The organism is Metabacillus fastidiosus NBRC 101226 (assembly GCF_001591625.1).
Taxonomy (GTDB): domain Bacteria; phylum Bacillota; class Bacilli; order Bacillales; family Bacillaceae; genus Metabacillus; species Metabacillus fastidiosus.
In genome coordinates this window covers 1-726 of record NZ_BCVG01000233.1, presented here as the reverse complement: position 1 = coordinate 726, position 726 = coordinate 1, and the positions used below count along the sequence as shown (strand labels likewise).

At 34.6% G+C, this 726-nt stretch carries 1 protein-coding gene; it reads right to left on the bottom strand.

Going from position 1 to position 726, the window contains the following annotated elements; all coding sequences use genetic code 11:
- Positions 1 to 67: 67 nt before the first annotated feature.
- A complete protein-coding gene (locus tag BFA01S_RS21575) occupies positions 68 to 679 on the bottom strand; it encodes a hypothetical protein (RefSeq protein ID WP_066235704.1) in 612 nt (203 codons plus the stop codon).
- Between the last annotated feature and the right edge of the window lie 47 nt (positions 680 to 726).

The window sequence follows — 726 nt, the reverse complement described above, 5'->3', positions numbered from 1 at the left end:
TTACTGCCCGTTAAGGCTGGGATAAAACTTCTGTATGAGAGGTCTATAATTTTACAAATACAGCTGTTTAATGAATAGAATTTGCCTTTCGGTAAGGCTCTTCTTTTACTAAATGTCCAGTTATGATTTTAAGAAAAAGAAAAGGAATGAACCAATCAAAGCCGGGAATAGGAAGAATGAAATAAAAATTCAGCAAATTTGCAAATAATATAAGGAGCATTGATATTGGTCTTTTTAAGTATAGGGGAGCTACATTAACTATAAGGACGGCAAGAAGGAATAGGATGTACCATTTCAATCCATACAGCCAATTGCCGCTATCAAACATTATTCCTATTATGAATGGATGAATGTGAACAAGGCTAAAAAGCCACTTATTTTTTAAAAATATACCGGTTGTTCCTTCATCCTTCTTAACAGAAGAGTGATAAAACCGCTTCGCTGAATTCAGGGAATTACTAATCATTCCTCCTCCGATATCAAAAGCTATGAGAAAAGCCGTAATCATCTGAAAGTAATTCCATTCTACTTTGCTCGTAAAAATAAAATAAGCAAGTAATAGTGGAATTACTATACTGCCTGCATACCCGATGATTTTTTCTTCTAAATAAGCTCCAGTACCGTTGATAAAATCAGGCTTTCCTTTATAATCCCACATGACTTTTGTATTCTTCTCCATCTGCATGATTCTCCTTTTTCATTTATCCCAGCCTTAACGAGCAGTAA